The organism is Syntrophorhabdaceae bacterium, assembly GCA_035541755.1.
Taxonomy (GTDB): Bacteria; Desulfobacterota; Syntrophorhabdia; order Syntrophorhabdales; family Syntrophorhabdaceae; genus PNOF01.
In genome coordinates this window covers 1-16,872 of the sequence record DATKMQ010000129.1, presented here as the reverse complement: position 1 = coordinate 16,872, position 16,872 = coordinate 1, and the positions used below count along the sequence as shown (strand labels likewise).

Here is a 16,872-nt window from a genome sequence, read left to right as displayed (position 1 = left end):
AAAAGACCGGCGACGCCATGATACAGACCACAGAAAAGGTAGTGGTCGTGGGGGCGTCTACCGGAGGAACAGAGGCCTTGAAGGAGCTTCTGGAATCTTTCCCTGAAGACGCACCCGGCATTATTATCGTGCAGCATATGCCGGAGAATTTCACCCGTGCCTTTGCAGACCGACTGAACGGACTTTGCAGGATAACGGTAAAAGAGGCTGAGAACGATGACACGGTGATACGAGGCCGGGCGCTCATCGCCCCCGGAAATAAACACACACTCCTCAAGAGAAGCGGGGCACGGTACTACGTGGAGGTGAAAGAAGGCCCTCTTGTATGCAGGCACAGGCCTTCCGTGGATGTCCTCTTTAGATCCGCGTCTCGCTATGCGGGCAAGAATGCAGTGGGCGTCATCATGACCGGAATGGGAGATGACGGGGCAAAAGGGATGCTCGAGATGAAAGAAGCCGGCGCGTATAACATTGCGCAGGACGAAAATAGCTGTGTGGTCTTCGGTATGCCAAAGGAAGCGATAAAGCTCGGGGCTGTGGACACCGTGGTTAGCCTCAATCGCGTCGCAAGGACGGTTCTCGACCATGCCTGAACCGGTTTGCGAGAGGAGGGCACCTACCTCACAGATGAATAACCTCACACCTTGGGCCTTTGTGGCGATACGACCATCATGGAGACGAAGCTGCACGCTGTTGCGCCGGCAATTTAGGTCACGGACCTCGGGACGGTCAGCCGGTGGCCGGGCAGGGGAACAATTACTTGGCCTTGAAGACAACAATGCAATGTTGCGAGGGTTGGCCTATGGTATATAGCAATAGGCGAGCGAAGATCAGAAGTCTGGTTTCCACTCAGCGAGAGGCGCCCCAATGCTCGCCCGCAAAACAAAGAAATAGTGGAAGAACCAATGTGGACGCGGATAGTCCCATAACATTCTTTGAATACAGTGAATCGATTCTCGACTGTCTTGGAGATCCAGTCTTCATTCTTGATCGACAATACAGGCATGTTTTCGTCAACAAGGCGCTTTGCGAACAATCCGGAATACCGCTCGAACGGTGGCTGGGAAAAACCCCACGTGATCTTTTTCCAGAGAAGCAGGCTGAACTTTTCATAACAAGCGCAGGACGTGTGTTCGAGACCGGGAAACAAGACATCAGTGAAGAACAAATAACCGATTCAAATGGCGGTATCCTATCAATCGAGACGACAAAAACGCTCTACCGTGACGCCGCAGGTGAACCGCATGTGATCGGCGTGGTGTGCGACATTACTAAACGCAAACAGATGGAAGAAGCCGTGCGCGCGAGCGAGCTTCAGTTATCGCAGGGCATGCGCCTTGCCAATATCGTGTACTGGGAGCTTGATCCACTCGAAAATGTGTTGATATTTAATGATGCGTTTTATGCCTTTTACGGGACAACCGCCGAGCGCGAAGGCGGATACCGGATGACCCGGGACGAATATACAGAACGGTTCGTACATCCTGACGATAGGCTGCGTCAATCTCAAGCCGTGCGGCAGAATCTCGCCAGATGCCCTGCCGAATCCCCTCCCGATATAGAGCACCGTATTGTTCGGCGCGATGGTAAAGTGCGCCATATCGTGGTACGAGCAACGGCCGCTAAGGATGCTTCGGGTCGCCTCATTAAGAGATACGGAGTAAACCAGGACATCACAGACCGGAAGCAGTCAGAAATCAAACTATCCGAGTCTGAAAAACGCTACCGTACGCTCTTTGAAAACACCGGAACCGCGACGATGATTATCGAGAATGACACGACAATCAGTTTCTGCAATAGTGAGTTTGAACGCCTGGCCGGTTACACCAAGGAGGAAATTGAAGGCAGGAAGAGCTGGACCGAATTTGTATCCAAAGAAGATCAGGGCAGGATGTTGGCTTTACATCATCTACGTCGTAAGAACGCTGAAGCCGTTCCAAGGCAATATGGATTGCAGTTCGTCACACTAACCGGAGAAGTGCGTGATATGTATTTGGTTATAGACATGATCCCAGGTACGGACAGAAGCGTGGCATCGTTAGTCGACATAACAGATCTGAAACGGGCCGGGCAAGAGAAGGCGCGCCTTGAAGCCCAACTTTATCAGGCACAGAAAATGGAAGCCATCGGCACCTTAGCAGGGGGCATTGCCCATGACTTTAACAATATCCTTACAGCACTTATAGGATATGCCACTCTTCTGCAAATGGACGTCGCGCATGGCAGATCCCTGGGTTATGTGGCCCAGATTCTGGCGGCTTCGCAGAAGGCCGCCGAACTCGTGCAGAACCTTCTCGCCTTCAGCAGGCAACAAAGAATCAGACTTGAGCCCGTCAGTCTGCACAAGATCATCAGGGGGACGGAGAAGCTTCTCGGGCGCCTCCTCACCGAGGATATGACTATTGAGACATACCTTGCCGCTGAGGACATTATTATCATGGCCGATGCAACGCAGATCGATCAGATTCTCTTTAATCTAGCCACGAACGCCAGCGACGCAATGCCGCAGGGCGGTACTTTTACCATAGAGACACAGCTTATTGACCTGGACGACGAGTTCCAACGTCTCCACGGTTACGGAAAATCCGGACGATACGCGCTTCTCTCTGTCTCCGATACCGGCGTGGGAATGGATGAAACGATGCAGAAAAGGATCTTTGATCCTTTCTTTACCACAAAGGAAGCGGGACGAGGAACGGGTCTCGGACTGTCCACCGTCTACGGAATAGTAAAGCAGCATGACGGCTATATTACGGTATACAGTGAACCGCACATAGGAACGACCTTCCGCATCTACCTTCCTGTGGCAGAGGGAGCCTCAAAGGAAGAAACATCCATAGCAGCGCCCATTAAGGGAGGCCAGGAGATCGTTCTAATCGCAGAGGATAACGAGGCAGTAAGGGAGCTTATCGATAAAGTGCTTACACACTATGGATATGTGACAATCACGGCGATTGATGGTCACGACGCGGTGAAACAGTGCAAAAAAGCCGATACGGTACAACTTCTGATCCTCGACTCGGTCATGCCCAAGAAAAACGGACGGGAAGCTTATAACGAGATACGTGCACTCAAACCTGACATCAAAGTGATCTTCATAAGTGGCCACACCAGAGATGTTGTTCTCGACAAAGGCATCAAGGATGGAGAGTTTGGCTTTCTTCAGAAGCCAATCTCGCCCACTACTCTTCTGCGGAAGGTTAGAGAGGTACTGGATAATGCGCACAACTAGGACAAGTATCGTCCCACCGTACAGTTTATTCCTTGTGATATTCGGATAGCGGTTTTTCACAAACTTCTTGGTCCGGAGAACCGATGTGGGCGCGTTGACCCCGTCCAGCATGTTCTTCTGGATCATCATGTAGATTTCTCCCATTGGGTTTGGCACGGTGGAGGCTCCGAATGCCCCGCCACATTTTACCAGTCATTTGAAGAGTTGTACTTACACCCCGAAAATATCCGCCACCTTTCAAAGATCTCGATTTAGTGATGGTAAAGTCTACCACGTTTGTATACAAATGAGTGGTTTCAGAAGGGTTTTGCACATTAGACGGTTGTCGAGCACCAAAGTATTGTGAGATTGAGCCATTAGAAGTTATGTCATATGATATGGTTACATGACATAATGTAACTCTTTACAAGATAAAACAATAGCCTATGATAGCTTAAGCTAATGTAGTTGACAATATGTTACTGTTAGGACATAATATGTCCATGGACAGCCTGTATACGATCAACGAAGTGGCCAAGATTCTCCGCCTATCAAAACCGTCGGTTTATCGCTTGATGTCCAGTAAGAAACTGACAAGCGTGAAGATAGGCGGTAGAACACTTTTCAAGGAGTCGGAGATAAATCGGTTCATTGATGGTCTTGGCGGCGAAGAGGATAGGACGTAAAGGCTGATATGAGCCATGACGTCCTTTGATTGACGTTCCGCCATTTATCGAGGATTATCTTCCCGAAATCGATCACTGAGCGTTCGTACAACGCCTCTAGTCATCGGCCGCGTTATACCATTGTCGGTTAAGTATAAGATCGGCCCCGCAGAATCTATACGTTTGCGCGAAGATAATTGCCTTCGTGTTGAGTACAAAGAAGGTCGCATGAGCGAGGTCCGTGATTTGTCTTCGTGGTCATCTTTCGGAAGTGTATCCAAGCTGACGGGAGATGAAGAGAGTCTTCTCGGCCAAACACGGTGCCAGCTTTGAGAGCCTGCTCTTCATAAGGTTCGGTTGTCTGCCGCCAATGGTTAGTGCGGCTGCAACATCACCGCTATCGTTGAGTACCGGGGTTGTGAGACAGACTAATCCCTCTTGCGTTCCACCGTCATCAAACGCATAACCCCTTTTCCTTATCCTTGCCAGCTCTTGCTTGATCGACTTCACGTCCGTTATGGTTGCTGCGGTCAACTTTTGAAAATTCATGGACCTCAGTATCCGTTCCTGTTCTTCGGGCGGCTGATAAGCGAGAAAGATCTTTCCATACGATGATGAGTGCAGGGGTGGACCTGATCCAAGGGGATGCATGTAGTGACCTTCGCCTGGACCGAGACGATCCACAACGATGACCCTGAGGTTTCGGAAGATCCCCCAGCTCGTCAGAAGGCCGAAATCCTTGTTTATCTGTTCCACGTGAGGAAGGATGATCCGGCGCAGAGGATGGTTCAGCACATAGAGCAGTCCGACTTGAAGGAATCTGCCTCCCGTCCGGTATCTCCCGCTCTCGGGGTTCCTTTCGAAGAGCCCCTCGCTTTGCAATGTCTTCATCATGCGGGACACTTTGCTTGGAAGCATCTCAAGCAGCCTGGCGATGTCGCTCACACTCCTCTCTTCTCCTTGGTCGCTTTCAAAGATGGAAAGTATCCTCCCGAAATCCTTAAGCGTTTTGTATCGCAGATCGTCTGTAGCCATCTCATGGTAGAATACGAAAGTTAGATAATAGTTGTCAATAGGACAATTATGTTTTTATATTGACAATGAAATATGATTTATGACAGACTCAATCAAGATCGGCGGCGCTTGCATTGAGTTCGTATGGATGGGAAAAGATTCCCGTTCAACCACTTGAGGAGGAAGCCTTCAGCCCGAGAAAGAAATATTTCCACGCAAACATTAAACCATGGGCTTCTCACGGCCTATGTCTCCATGGGATGATGGCAATCCCGCGCATATGGTCGCACCGGCCAAAACTGAAGCGTTTGCAATGACCAAATCTTAAGAGGAGTAGAAAGAATGGCGGAATCGAAATACGGCAAACAGATCGTAACGGAACTTAAGACCCCGGCGTTCACTCCTGAGCGAATAACGAGCTACGCGCAGTGGGCGACCAGGATTCTCTGGATGGACGACAAAGTTGTGGATGGAGCATTTCAGATGAACTGTTCGTGGTACGTGAGGCCGCCTGCTACGCCCCAGCCGGAACAGTCGGCCCACACCCACGAAGCCGACGAGATCATCGGTTTTTTCGGAAGTAATCCCGATGACCCCCACGATCTGGGCGGAGAGATTGAGATGTGGCTGGAAGGTGAAAAGCATGTTCTCACAAAGAGCGCTCTTACCTTCGTCCCCAGGGGCATGAGACACTGGATCGCGGTGAAGAGGGTTGACAGACCGATCTTTCACTTTACGACGGTCACTGCCGGACGGTATGAACTCATCAGGGAAACATGAGGAGTGTATTTGAGGAGGTTTGAGCTTCAATGCTCGACTATGATGTGATCATCGTCGGCGGGGGGCCAGCGGGACTAACGGCTGGCATCTACCTCGGCCGTGCAAAATATCGGGTACTTCTCTTGGAAAAAGAGCAGTTCGGCGGACAACTAAAAAACGTAGAACGGATTGAGAACTATCCTGGCTTCGCCGAAGGCATCGGTGGGCCGCAACTTGCGGCGGCCATGGTTGATCAGGCTATTCGATGCGGCGTGGAACTCGAGCAAGGCGAGGTGACCGGCATCGAATCCTTTACGAGTTGTCGATCCGTCTTCTGTGCCAATGGAAAAAGTTTTACATCCCTTGCGATCATCCTGGCCGGTGGTTCCCATTCAAAGCCGCTCGCCGTGCCCGGTGAACAAGCTTTCCAAAGAAAAGGGATCATTCATTGTGCGCTTTGTGATGGGGGCCAATTTGCTGATGGAGTGGTTGCCGTGTGCGGGGGAGGGGACGCCGGGGTCACGGAGGCGTTGTATCTTACAAAACTTGCGTCCAGAGTCATCATCATCGAGGCACTCCCGGGCCTCACTGCGACCGCAGTTCTTCAGAAACGAGCCAGGGCCAATCCTAAAATCGAAATTCGATGCGGCGAGAGGGTCAGGGAAATTAAGGGCGGCCAGAGCGTCGGAGAAATAGTGGTAACCCACCATGAGACGGGCAAGGAACAGAGCCTCGCCGTTGATGGGGTCCTTGTCCATGTGGGGATCGAACCGAACACGGAATATCTCGATGGAACGGTCCCGCTCGACGAACGGGGACAGATACTGGTAGGAAGCCAGCTGGAGACCGAATTGTCTTACGTGTACGCGGCCGGTGACATCAGGGCCGGTTCGCCATGGCAGGTGGCCTCCGCCGTTGGAGATGGCGCAACGGCTGCCATCGCGCTACAACGTATGCTGCAGATGAGCGATGCCCGTTAGCGCCAAATTGGGGATGAGGAGGAATTGAGATGACGCCGAATGGTTCCGAAAGCATGTTCGCCGTACTGAACCCCGCCGGAGTGGCAAAGGAAGTGGAGCCGCTGCCTCTCGCCGAGAGAGTTGCCAACCTTGCCGGTAAAACGGTCTTTTGCGTGAGCCAGCATGTTGGCAACGCGGATCAGTTTCTCAAAAAGGTCGCGGAGGCTTTGCCCTCGATGATTCCGGGTGTGAAGACGGTCTTTCGCAAGAAAACAAGCGCTTACATGTCAGATGATCCTGAATTATGGGATGAGATCAAGAGCAAGGGAGCTGCTTTTATCTACGGCTGCGGGGCCTGAGGCTCCTGTTCCATGTGGGGTGCCCACTGGTCGATCCTTCTTGAAAAGGCAGGTGTACCGGGTGTTTACGTTGTCGACGAGCCGTTCCGGGCCGACGTTCAGATAAGTTGCGAAAAGGAAGGCATGGCGGTGCTGCGTAGAGTTGTGGTGCGTCATCCGTGTGGAGACGTCACCGACGCGGAATTGCCGGCCGTAATGAGCGAGCTCCTGACGGCATTGACATCCCCCTTGACGGATAAGGAGAAGTCTCCCCCAAAAAAAGAGGTGAAACAACAGACAAGGGTAGTCTTCAACGGCACTCTTGACGAGGTTCAAGCCTTTTATTACAGGAGCGGGTGGACGGACGGTCTACCTATCTTACCCCCGACCGAGGAAGCGGTCAGGGCGATGTTGAAGGGCACGAATCATGCGCCGGACGACATAGTGAGCAAAGAAATGCTTCCGGAGAGCCAGATTGTCACGGTCGAGAAGGTAGCCACAGTCGGAGTTATGGCAGGATGTGAGCCAAGATACATGCCTGTTCTTCTTGCCATGGTCGAGGCAATGTCTGACGAAAGGTTCTCATCATCGGTTCGTTCGACCTCCTCGTTCTCGTTTGTTACCGTGGTAAATGGCCCCGTGGCTAAACAGATAGGCATGAATTCGGGCATCAATGCGTTGGGATCAGGCACAGGCAATAAGGCAAATGCCACGATCGGGCGGTTCCAGAGGTTGGCCTTTATCTGTCTCGGAGGATCGAGAAGTGGCGTGAGTGATCTGAGCAGTCTCGGAAACCCCGGGAAATACAGCTTTGCCTTCGCGGAAAACGAGGCCAAGAGCCCCTGGGAGCCTTTCCACGTGTCTTGTGGCTTCAAAACCGATGAGAGCGTTATATCGATGTTGAGCGGTGGATGGAGTCACCATTCGCCCTATGGAGAAGTGGATCTTAACCACGTGGCAAAGAGTATTGCCACGTACGAACTCCCGACAGGTGTTCTCGTGTTCATGGACCCCATGTGGGCAAGGCGGGTGTCGGACAAGGGTTTCACCAAGCAACAGGCGGAGAAATACATCCACTCGCACGCGACAAGGAAGGCGAAGGATTTCAAATCAGATTTCTTTTATGCTCCCTTTATTGAACCCTCACTCAAGGGGAAACCCTGGTACGGCCAAAAAGGCTTATGGCCTGCCAGATATCTGGACGTCCCCCCGGAAGAAGAGATTCCAATCTTTCCGGAAGATTCTATCCTCATCGTTGTGGTAGGCGGCGAATCGAATCCCTTTGTACAGACCTGGCAGTTCTCCAGGCCCCGCTCAGTGCTCGTTGACAAATGGAGGTAGGCGGTCGAAATTACCGGCTATGACTTGAGACAGCAAACTGTGAACCTGTGGGAAGGATTATGGGCGAACGACTGAGAGACAAGGTGGCGATCGTGACCGGGGCAGGGACCGTCCCGGCACCTGAAGGCTACGACCCGGTAGGAAACGGGAGGGCCGCTGCAATTACTTACGCTTCTGAAGGAGCGAGGGTTCTTGCGGTTGACCTGAACGGTCCTTCGGCGGACGAGACGAGACGGCTGATCGAGGCCGAGGGCGGAACGTGCTCGGCCTTTGAGGCGGACGTGACCGTCTCCGATGATTGCCATTCGATGGTGGCTCAAGCCATTCGCCTGTTCGGGCAGGTCGATATCCTCCACAATAACGTCGGGATCGTGCCACGAAACCCCGGAGGCATACTCGATGCCGATGAGAAAGACTGGGACCTCGTGATGAATGTCAATGTGAAGAGTATCTTTCATACCTCCCGTGCCGTTATCCCACACATGGTTGCCTGTAAGCGAGGAGTTATTCTCACCGTCTCCTCTCTGGCGGCAGTGCGTCACGGAGACCCCAAGATGTTCATCTATACCGTATCCAAAGCAGCAGTCAACTCGCTCACGCTAAGCCTTGCGGTTGAGATGGCGGATAAAGGGGTCCGCGTCAATTGCATCATGCCGGGCATGATAGACAGTCCCACCATTTATCACGAACTCCTCCGTTTCTACGGGAATGATCCGGAGAGAATGCGAACCGAACGGAGCCAGAGGATTCCCATGAAGCGAATGGGCCTGCCCTGGGATGTAGCCCGGGCGGCGCTATTTCTTGCCTGTGACGACGCCCAGTATATTACCGGTCAGATTCTCGGCGTGGACGGCGGTTTACTGGCTTTGGGGGGATGAAGAAGATGAAAGTTACGAGAAACGACAACTTTACCTGTTCAAAGCCGGGCGGAGTTGTAGAAAACTGATCAGGAGGAACGACTATGCGGACAAAGGGTTCTTTGAAAGTGCTAAGATTCCTGGGTTGTCTTATTGTGACGGTCTCTCTGATGTTCATTGGTAGCCCCGGGCAGACAGCCGACAAGATAACACCCAAAACTCCAGCCAAACCGGCATTGACAAATGCGCCGCAGCCACAGTACGGTGGGGTTCTCAAGATCATCGAGGCCGCTGGTCCCAAAACTCCCTTCGGATGGCCGGCGGAAACGGTGGGTGAGTCCGTAGTCGCGTCGACCCCGGCAATCGAGACTCTGGTACGTCAATACTATGATGGTCGTATAGAACCGCTGCTGGCCACAGCCTGGAAGATTGCGCCTGACAAAAGTTCGATCACCTTCACCTTGAGAAAGGGGGTAAAGTTTCACGATGGCACGGATTTCGACGGTGAAGCGGTCAAGTTCAATCTGGAGGCAACGAAGGCCGCCAAGCTCCCGGGGACAGACGCGTGGGCATCTATCGAGGTTATCGACAACTATACGGTGAAAGTGAACCTTACGGAATATCAGAATACTGTTCTTAGCCGTTTTGCTTCCGTGATTACGTCCGGTATGGTTTCGCCCACCGCTTATAAAACCAAAGGCTTGGAGGGCATCCGATGGGCCCCGATAGGCACCGGTCCCTTTGAATTTGTAAGCTTTGAACGTGACGTTCGTGCGGTCTTCAAGAAGTTCCCTGGTTACTGGCAGAAAGGCAAACCTTATCTCGACGGTGTGGAATACGTGTACATCAAAGACCCGATGACTGAGGCAAACGCGATGCTCACCAAAGAGGCCCACATCCTCAACGCGGAGTCAGGAAAGATGGTGGCCGATTTGAGGGATGCCGGCCTCAATGTGTTCACCAACCCTGCCGGTGTAGTCTGCCTGATACCCGACAGCGCAAACGCCGATTCGCCTCTGGCGGATAAAAGGGTCCGTGAGGCAGTAGAATATGCCATTGACAAAGAGGCAATAGCCAAGGCAAAAAGCTATGGTTTCTGGACGGCAGCTTACCAGCTGCCTCCCATTGGAACCCTGGCCTATGATCGGAATTTCCAGGACCGGAAGTACAATGTACAGAAGGCCAAACAACTGCTCACACAGGCCGGCTACGCCAAAGGCATGAAGATCAAGATCCTGCCCCAGCCCTGGGCCGTTGACCCTGACGTGGCTTTAGGGATCCAGGGGTATCTGGCCAAAGTGGGAATAACGGCTGATGTGGAGGTACTGGACCAGGGGAAGTTCACCGACTATCGCAGAAAGGGATGGAAGAATGGTTTTCTGCTCATGGCGATCGGTTACCGGCCCAATTTTCTTCAGTTCATCACCGAGTACCTCGGACCAACCTCGGCCGATTTTCCGAGTCTCAAGAAGCCGGCGGGGGAGGCAGCCCTGCTCAAGGAAGGATTGTCCACCACTAATCCCGAGTTTCCGAAGATACAGAAGGTGTTGAAGTTGATCCAGGCCGACACTACGCTTATCCCCGTTCATGTTACCGTCCGGGCCTGTGTCTATCAAAAGAATGTGCATGATACGAATCACTTGAAACTCGCAACCTGGCCCTTCTGGACTCCGGAGACTGCCTGGCTCAGTAAGTGAGGTATCAGGGGCGGGCGTAGTGACAACTTTTATTATCCGCCGGAGTTTGCAATCGGTAGTGGTGCTGCTTCTGGTCTCACTGATGGTCTTTCTCACCATGCGCCTGTTGCCGGGAGACCCCATCCTCATGTACATGACTATGAGGGATGTAGAGGGCTCCTCGCAGGAACAGATCGACAACATACGGAAAGAATTCGGACTGGACAAGCCAGTGATGGTGCAGTACCTTCGCTGGGTCTCAGGGGCGGTTCGGGGAGACCTCGGGACATCGATCCTCAACCGGAGCAGCGTGAGCGCCGAGTTGAAAAGACGCGTACCCATCACCTTCTACCTTACCTTTCTTTCTCTATTGCTCAGCGTGGTGGTGAGCATTCCACTGGGAGTGATCAGTGCTATGCGGAGGGGCAGTTGGCTTGATACCCTTGTCACCACTGTGGCCAACATGGGGGTTACAGTGCCTGTGTTCTGGCTTGGTATCCTTCTCGTCTATGTCTTTGGACTGATCCTTAAATGGTTACCCGTGTTTGGCTACACATCACCCTTCACCAACTTTTGGGTGAGCCTGAAACAGGTGGTTATGCCCGTGTTCTGTCTTGCGGTTTTTTCGATTGCGTCGAGTATGCGCCAGACCCGGTCGAGTATGCTTGAGGTCATCCGACAGGATTACATCAGAACGGCAAGGGCAAAGGGGCTGAAAGAAAGGGTGATTGTGATGCGTCACGCACTCAAGAACGCTATGATTCCCGTTGTCACCCTCACAGGCATGACGGTTCGTTACCTGTTCGGCGGCGCCGTCCTCGTTGAGACCGTCTTCAACATCCCGGGTATGGGCAGAATGACCGTCGATGGCATCCTTGCGCAGGACTATCCGGTGGTGCAGGGGGCAGTTCTTGTTATTGCAGTCACCATCCTCTTATCGAATCTGATTGTTGATCTTTCTTATGGATGGCTCGACCCGAGGATACGGTATGACTAAACATGGACATGTGAAAGAAACCCGGGTCAAGGCGCATGCCAGTGAGTTCAGACGGGTGGTAAGAGTTTTTCTCGGCCGCAGGATCGTGATTTTCGGTGTCGTGACCATCGCTGGCCTGATCATATGCGCTTTGCTCGCGCCGTATCTTGCGCCGTACGATCCCTACGAACAGAATCTCAGCGGCGCCCTCCAAAAACCAGGCTTCAACCATTGGCTTGGGACCGATGCCGTGGGCAGAGACACGCTGAGCCGGATCATTTACGGAACCCGCACGTCCTTGATGATCGGCATCGTGGCAGTGGCCATTGCGGCTTTGATTGGCATGACCCTGGGCTTGATCGCCGGGTTTTTCGGGGGCAAAGGTTATACCTTCATTATGCGGTTCATTGACGCGATGATGTGCTTCCCGCCCATCCTCATGGCGCTCATTCTGGCTGGAATACTGGGAGCGGGCATGAAGAACGTCATGTTTGCCATTGGTATCGCCCTCATCCCTGCCTATTGCCGGCTTATGTGCGCCCAGGTCCTTTCCGTCAGGGAAAACGACTATGTGACCGCTGCTCGCTCAATTGGGGCCACCAATATACGGGTCATGATACGCCATATTCTGCCGAACTGCTTCCCGCCCCTTATCGTGCTCATAACCGTGAACATAGGTATGGCAATCCTCTCTGAGGCAGGCCTGAGTTTCCTGGGGTTGGGAATTGAGGCGCCCAAAGCCGCCTGGGGGAAAATGGTGAGTGACGGCTATCTCTACCTCAGAACACAGCCGGTCCTTTCGTTCGCGCCGGGGCTCGCTATTATGCTCGTGGTGTTTGCATTCAACATGGTTGGTGACGGATTAAGGGATGCCCTTGATCCAAAACTCCGGGGGACTTTGTGAACTGCTGCGAGGTAAGGAGTTAGCATGGCTGCTCTGTTAACCGTGGAGAACCTGAGGACGAGCTTTACCACAGAGCAGGGTTTGGTGAAGGCTGTTGACGGGGTCTCCTACCATGTGGGTGCGAACGAGATCGTCGGCATAGTGGGCGAGAGCGGCTGCGGAAAATCGGTAACGCAGCTCTCGGTCCTGCAGTTGATACCCTCTCCACCGGGGAAGGTCACAGCAGGAAGGGTCCTGTTTGAGGGAGAGGACCTGCTCCGGTTAGAGACAAAATCACAAGAACTTCATCGCATTCGTGGCGGCAAAATCGCCATGATATTCCAGGAACCGATGACTTCTCTCAACCCGGTCTTGACTATCGAACGGCAGATGACCGAGGCCCTCGAGGTCCACCTTGGGATGAGCAGTCGGGCGGCCCGCGAGCGCTGCGTCGAGCTGCTCGGTCTCGTAGGTATTCCCGATGCCGCTGAACGGATCGATGACTACCCATATCAGTTCAGCGGAGGGATGCGACAGCGCGTCATGATCGCCATGGCCATCTCATGTCAGCCCAGGCTGATTATCGCCGACGAGCCCACCACTGCTCTCGATGTGACCACGCAGGCCCAATTGCTCGAACTGCTCGGCGGCATGGTGAAACGGTTCGACTCTTCTCTTGTTATAGTAACCCACAATCTTGGGGTTGTGGCGCGCTATGCCGACCGTATTTACGTGATGTACGCGGGCCGGGTAATCGAGTCCGGGACGTGTACGGACCTCTTCGTGTCCCCGCGCCATCCTTACACCATGGGCCTTCTCAAATCCGTACCCCGGCTCAATGAGCCGCCCGGAAAGAAACTCGTGCCGATCCCGGGTCTTCTGCCCGATCTCATAGAGATGCCTCCGACCTGCGCATTCCTTCCGAGATGCCGGTACCACATCAGGGAGTGTGAGGAAAAGCCCTGGCCCATGCTGGAGTCGGTCAGGGAGGGACATTACGTCTCCTGCTTTGTTAAACCCGAGGAAGATCATCATGACGGATGACATCCTCCTGAATGTGGTCGATCTCCGCGTGCATTTCCCTATCACCAGGGGTCTTATGCGGCGTAAAATCGGTGAGGTAAAGGCGGTTGATGGTGTGACCTTCTCCTTGAGCAGGGGGGAAACCCTGGGGCTCGTGGGCGAGAGCGGTTGCGGCAAAACGACCACGGGGCGTTGCATTACACGCCTGATTCGTCCGACCGAAGGTCAAATCTGGTTTGAAGGGCAGGCCATCTCTCAGTGGCCGCAAAGCAGAATACGGCCACTTCGGCGCAAAATGTCCCTTGTGTTTCAGGATCCCTACGCGTCCCTCGACCCCAGGCAGAGTGCCGGCAGCATTGTGGGCGAGCCGCTTCTCATCCACAAGCTGGTGAAAAACCGGGGCGAATACAGACAGCGGGTTGCCGAGCTTTTTGGGCTTGTGGGACTCGATGCCGCCATGATCGACAGGGTTCCTCATGAGTTCAGTGGAGGACAGCGACAACGGATTGCCATCGCAAGGGCGCTCGCAGGTGATCCCTCTTTGATCGTCTGTGATGAGCCGATATCTGCGCTCGATGTATCGATCCAGGCTCAAATCATCAATCTTTTCCAGGAGCTGCAGAGCGGATTGAAGGGACTCACTTACCTGTTTATCGCCCACGACCTTGCCGTTGTGCGTCACATCAGTACTCGCATTGCAGTAATGTACCTAGGCAGGATAGTGGAAATCGTCGACCAGGCTACACTCTATGAAAACCCGCTTCATCCGTACACTAAAGCTCTTCTGTCGGCGGTACCCGTGGCCGACCCGATAATAGAGAGGTCCCGCGCTCGCACAGTCCTCACCGGAGAGGTGCCAAGCCCCGTGAATCCGCCCCAGGGCTGCCACTTTCACCCTCGATGCCCCCTCTCCATACCGGATTGCGAACAGTTTGTACCTGTGCTCCACGATACTGGTGACAGACATGAGGTGGCATGTCATCTCGTGTAGAAGCGGCAAATGGCAAGTGATAAAGACTATTCAACCAAGGAGGAGACTATGACTAACGAGAGAGGCGGTACGGGCTACGAAGTTCTTAGTCCCTGGGCAGAGGCAGGCCCGGTACCGGTGAAAGGGATCACGCCCCGGCTTAAGGACCTTGCGGGTAAACACGTCGGGCTTTTCGCGAACACCAAGAGGGCTGCAAACCTGATCCTTTCGGCGGTGGAAGGGCGAATAAAGCAAAACTTCCCGACAGTTACGACGAGTTGGTATGCCTCAAGCGAGCCCAATGTTCCCGAAAAGGAGAGCAAGAACGGGGCGCGCTTCGAGACATGGGTGAAAGGGGTTGATGCGGTAATCCTTGCGGTAGGTGACTGAGGCTCCTGCACGAAGTATCTCGTTCACGATGCGATCTCCATAGAAGAGATGCGCAGGCCGACAATTCTGTTGGCTAACGAGGGCTTCGTGATCGACGGGCAGTCTGCCTCGTCAAACAAAGGCATGCCGGGTATACGGATTGTGGGGGAGACCGTTCCTTGCGAATGCAGCGTTATGGAAGAGGTTGAAACCTCCATCGATACGGTAATGGATCGGATCGTAGAGGGCCTGACCAAACCCCTCGACGCCGATGAAGAGTCACCAAAACCCAAGGAAAAGGGAGAGACAGCGCGGATCGTTTTTAAGGGGATACTGGAGGAGGTCAATCGGTATTATTACCGGAGAGGATGGGGAGACGGTCTCCCTCTCGTACCTCCTACCGAAGAGGCCGTCAAAGAAATGCTCACGGGGACGGACTTGCCTGCGGATCGTATTGTGGGCAAGATCGAGCCGCGCATGGGCAAAGCGACTGTGGAAAAGATCGCCGTGAACGCGGTCATGGCGGGTGCGCTACCTACACACATGCCTGTATTGATAGCCTGTATCGAAGCACTCCTTGACCCGCTGGCACGGTTTGGAACCTTCAATACCAGTACGGGTTCATGGACACCCTTCTGGATCATAAACGGCCCCGTGAGAACCGATATTAATGTGAACAGCGGAAGCGGGGCCTTGAGTCCGGGTAATATTGCCAATGCCGCCGTGGGCCGTGCTATGGGACTCATTATCAAGAACCTTGGAGGCGCCCGGAAAGGTGTCGAGGACATGGGCGTGCTCGGGAACCCCGGAAAGTACTCCATGGTTATCGGTGAGAATGAGGAAGAAAGTCCCTGGGAGCCCCTTCACGTGGAGGAGGGTCTGGGGAAAAATGAGAGCGCCGTCAGTTTCTTCTACCCCAACTGTTACAGCCAGATCTGGCCCTACGGTTCTGACGACAGGGGTATACTCAACGGCATCGCCTACAACCTTCAGCCTGGGAGAGGCGGCTTAAGCTGCTTCATCCTGACGCCGGTACATGCCAAGGTGCTTGCAAAAAAGGGATGGACAAAACCGATGATTCTCAAATATGTCTGTGAATTCGGTCGCGTCCCCGCGTACCGTCACCCTTATTACTACGAAACCAACAAAGCCATAGCCAAACAGGGTGCGGTCCCGATGAACCAAATGGATTCGATGGCAGTCATCCCCAACCCTGATTTTGTTCGGCTCATCGTAGCTGGCGGACCGGGTGCTTTTATAGGCCTTGCCTGCGGCTCGGCACTTGGCGGGGCAAAGTGGCGGACCAAGAAGATCACCCTGCCTGCAGGCTGGAGCAAACTGGTGGCTAAATACCGCAATATCGTTCCCGTATATGAGCGGTATTGAGGAGGGCGTCCATAAGGGCACTCTTATGAATGGTTTCTCGGTTGAAACAGACCTACCGCTGTCGGGAAGAGCGACAGGCCTTCGTCGGACTGATTGAGGGCGCTTTTGCGGCGATCACGCGATACACTTGCGGGGCGTGGAAAAGCGCCCCCCTTTCATCGCCAAAATCTACAGAGGCACGCCATTCTTATCCAGGGGAAGGGCGGGGGAAACTGTTCCTCTGCCCCGTGAACGGGTCAGTCTCACCCATCGAGTATTTCCCTGACTTTCTGTAGCAACTCGTTAGGCGACAGCGGCTTTAATATAAGGTTGTACGAAGACTCGTAAATCCCCTTGCCGACGAGGACCTCCCTGGTATAGCCGCTCGTGAAGAGGACTTTGAGGGCAGGTTTGGTTCTCAGTATCTGTTCGTAGACTTGCTTGCCATTCTTTTTGGGCATCATGA

The 16,872-nt window shown here is 53.5% G+C and carries 17 protein-coding genes; 15 read left to right on the top strand and 2 right to left on the bottom strand.

What is annotated here, in order from left to right:
• From VMT62_13100 to VMT62_13090, 3 genes are all read left to right on the top strand, one after another.
• The coding region (locus VMT62_13100; protein HVN97359.1) for a chemotaxis protein CheB at positions 1 to 593 on the top strand (593 nt) is incomplete at its 5' end.
• 209 nt (positions 594 to 802) lie between these two features.
• Positions 803 to 3,232 (top strand): PAS domain S-box protein, encoded by a 2,430-nt coding sequence (locus tag VMT62_13095; GenBank protein HVN97358.1) that lies wholly within the window; start codon positions 803 to 805, stop codon positions 3,230 to 3,232.
• 482 nt (positions 3,233 to 3,714) lie between these two features.
• Positions 3,715 to 3,897, top strand: a complete 183-nt coding sequence (locus VMT62_13090) for a helix-turn-helix domain-containing protein (protein ID HVN97357.1) — start codon at positions 3,715 to 3,717, stop codon at positions 3,895 to 3,897.
• Between the two features lie 237 nt (positions 3,898 to 4,134).
• Here VMT62_13090 and VMT62_13085 read toward each other — a convergent pair whose 3' ends face one another.
• Complete coding sequence (locus VMT62_13085; protein ID HVN97356.1) at positions 4,135 to 4,911, bottom strand: IclR family transcriptional regulator; 777 nt, start codon at positions 4,909 to 4,911, stop codon at positions 4,135 to 4,137.
• A gap of 321 nt (positions 4,912 to 5,232) precedes the next feature.
• Here VMT62_13085 and VMT62_13080 point away from each other — a divergent pair, with 321 nt between their 5' ends.
• The 12 genes from VMT62_13080 (at position 5,233) to VMT62_13025 (ending at position 16,427) form a co-directional block, all read left to right on the top strand.
• The gene (locus tag VMT62_13080; GenBank protein ID HVN97355.1) at positions 5,233 to 5,670 is read left to right on the top strand and encodes a hypothetical protein; all 438 of its coding nucleotides are present in this window, start codon (positions 5,233 to 5,235) and stop codon (positions 5,668 to 5,670) included.
• Positions 5,671 to 5,699: 29 nt separating this feature from the next.
• The gene (locus tag VMT62_13075) at positions 5,700 to 6,629 is read left to right on the top strand and encodes an FAD-dependent oxidoreductase (GenBank protein HVN97354.1); all 930 of its coding nucleotides are present in this window, start codon (positions 5,700 to 5,702) and stop codon (positions 6,627 to 6,629) included.
• 29 nt (positions 6,630 to 6,658) lie between these two features.
• Positions 6,659 to 6,967: a hypothetical protein gene (locus VMT62_13070; GenBank protein HVN97353.1), complete on the top strand. Its 309-nt coding sequence runs from the start codon at positions 6,659 to 6,661 to the stop codon at positions 6,965 to 6,967.
• Between the two features lie 12 nt (positions 6,968 to 6,979).
• Positions 6,980 to 8,287: a hypothetical protein gene (locus VMT62_13065; protein ID HVN97352.1), complete on the top strand. Its 1,308-nt coding sequence runs from the start codon at positions 6,980 to 6,982 to the stop codon at positions 8,285 to 8,287.
• 59 nt (positions 8,288 to 8,346) lie between these two features.
• Positions 8,347 to 9,165, top strand: coding sequence for an SDR family oxidoreductase (locus VMT62_13060; GenBank protein ID HVN97351.1), 819 nt, complete (start codon positions 8,347 to 8,349; stop codon positions 9,163 to 9,165).
• Between the two features lie 83 nt (positions 9,166 to 9,248).
• The gene (locus VMT62_13055) at positions 9,249 to 10,841 is read left to right on the top strand and encodes an ABC transporter substrate-binding protein (protein ID HVN97350.1); all 1,593 of its coding nucleotides are present in this window, start codon (positions 9,249 to 9,251) and stop codon (positions 10,839 to 10,841) included.
• Positions 10,842 to 10,860: 19 nt separating this feature from the next.
• Positions 10,861 to 11,817, top strand: a complete 957-nt coding sequence (locus VMT62_13050) for an ABC transporter permease (GenBank protein ID HVN97349.1) — start codon at positions 10,861 to 10,863, stop codon at positions 11,815 to 11,817.
• Entirely contained in the window at positions 11,810 to 12,700 is an 891-nt protein-coding gene (locus VMT62_13045; GenBank protein ID HVN97348.1) for an ABC transporter permease, read from the top strand. The genes VMT62_13050 and VMT62_13045 overlap by 8 nt, the downstream gene beginning before the upstream one ends.
• Before the next feature lie 24 nt (positions 12,701 to 12,724).
• Positions 12,725 to 13,723, top strand: coding sequence for an ABC transporter ATP-binding protein (locus VMT62_13040; protein HVN97347.1), 999 nt, complete (start codon positions 12,725 to 12,727; stop codon positions 13,721 to 13,723).
• Positions 13,713 to 14,693 carry an oligopeptide/dipeptide ABC transporter ATP-binding protein gene (locus tag VMT62_13035; GenBank protein HVN97346.1) on the top strand — a complete coding sequence of 327 codons (981 nt, stop codon included), beginning with the start codon at positions 13,713 to 13,715 and terminating at the stop codon, positions 14,691 to 14,693. Before VMT62_13040 ends, VMT62_13035 begins: the two co-directional genes overlap by 11 nt.
• Before the next feature lie 48 nt (positions 14,694 to 14,741).
• A complete protein-coding gene (locus VMT62_13030) occupies positions 14,742 to 15,062 on the top strand; it encodes a hypothetical protein (protein HVN97345.1) in 321 nt (106 codons plus the stop codon).
• Positions 15,063 to 15,149: 87 nt separating this feature from the next.
• The gene (locus VMT62_13025) at positions 15,150 to 16,427 is read left to right on the top strand and encodes a hypothetical protein (GenBank protein HVN97344.1); all 1,278 of its coding nucleotides are present in this window, start codon (positions 15,150 to 15,152) and stop codon (positions 16,425 to 16,427) included.
• A 242-nt stretch (positions 16,428 to 16,669) separates the two neighbouring features.
• Here VMT62_13025 and VMT62_13020 read toward each other — a convergent pair.
• Positions 16,670 to 16,872 (bottom strand): hypothetical protein (locus VMT62_13020; protein ID HVN97343.1); only part of this gene is annotated, 203 nt, incomplete at its 5' end.

Bases quoted from the DNA above. Each gene is read 5' to 3' on its own strand.
- VMT62_13085 (HVN97356.1), bottom strand. From the start codon at position 4,911: ATGGCTACAGACGATCTGCGATACAAAACGCTTAAGGATTTCGGGAGG.
- VMT62_13070 (HVN97353.1), top strand. From the start codon at position 6,659: ATGACGCCGAATGGTTCCGAAAGCATGTTCGCCGTACTGAACCCCGCC.
- VMT62_13065 (HVN97352.1), top strand. From the start codon at position 6,980: ATGTGGGGTGCCCACTGGTCGATCCTTCTTGAAAAGGCAGGTGTACCG.
- VMT62_13095 (HVN97358.1), top strand. From the start codon at position 803: ATGGTATATAGCAATAGGCGAGCGAAGATCAGAAGTCTGGTTTCCACT.
- VMT62_13080 (HVN97355.1), top strand. From the start codon at position 5,233: ATGGCGGAATCGAAATACGGCAAACAGATCGTAACGGAACTTAAGACC.
- VMT62_13090 (HVN97357.1), top strand. From the start codon at position 3,715: ATGGACAGCCTGTATACGATCAACGAAGTGGCCAAGATTCTCCGCCTA.
- VMT62_13075 (HVN97354.1), top strand. From the start codon at position 5,700: ATGCTCGACTATGATGTGATCATCGTCGGCGGGGGGCCAGCGGGACTA.
- VMT62_13060 (HVN97351.1), top strand. From the start codon at position 8,347: ATGGGCGAACGACTGAGAGACAAGGTGGCGATCGTGACCGGGGCAGGG.
- VMT62_13035 (HVN97346.1), top strand. From the start codon at position 13,713: ATGACGGATGACATCCTCCTGAATGTGGTCGATCTCCGCGTGCATTTC.
- VMT62_13045 (HVN97348.1), top strand. From the start codon at position 11,810: ATGACTAAACATGGACATGTGAAAGAAACCCGGGTCAAGGCGCATGCC.
- VMT62_13055 (HVN97350.1), top strand. From the start codon at position 9,249: ATGCGGACAAAGGGTTCTTTGAAAGTGCTAAGATTCCTGGGTTGTCTT.
- VMT62_13030 (HVN97345.1), top strand. From the start codon at position 14,742: ATGACTAACGAGAGAGGCGGTACGGGCTACGAAGTTCTTAGTCCCTGG.
- VMT62_13040 (HVN97347.1), top strand. From the start codon at position 12,725: ATGGCTGCTCTGTTAACCGTGGAGAACCTGAGGACGAGCTTTACCACA.